This window comes from Odoribacter sp. N54.MGS-14 (assembly GCF_000980295.1).
Taxonomy (GTDB): Bacteria; Bacteroidota; Bacteroidia; order Bacteroidales; family Marinifilaceae; genus Odoribacter; species Odoribacter splanchnicus.
Window position 1 is genome coordinate 1 of record NZ_LARL01000190.1, and the last position, 326, is coordinate 326.

At 43.6% G+C, this 326-nt stretch carries 1 pseudogene; it reads left to right on the forward strand.

What is annotated here, in order from left to right:
• Positions 1–326, forward strand: a pseudogene (locus WS42_RS15055) (Fic family protein); the annotation flags it as partial.

Genomic DNA, 326 nt, shown 5'->3' on the forward strand with positions numbered 1-326 from the left:
CTCTTTGACGAGGGAGTAACAGCGAAAGGGAAACCGCTTGTGCATCATCTGATGAATGAAGATTTGAAGCAAGCGTACGAACTTGCCAAAGTTGAATCAGACAGCCTTGTACCTATAACTCCTACTTTTCTGAAAAGGATGAATGCAATGCTGATGCGTACTACTGGCAGCGTTCACAGTGTGATGGGTGGCTCTTTTGATTCTTCTAAAGGAGAGTTCCGTCTATGTGGTGTTACGGCTGGTGTTGGCGGACATTCTTATATGAACTATTTGAAAGTTCCTGCTAAGGTGGATGAACTTTGTGCGATTCTTCAAGAGAAGCAAAA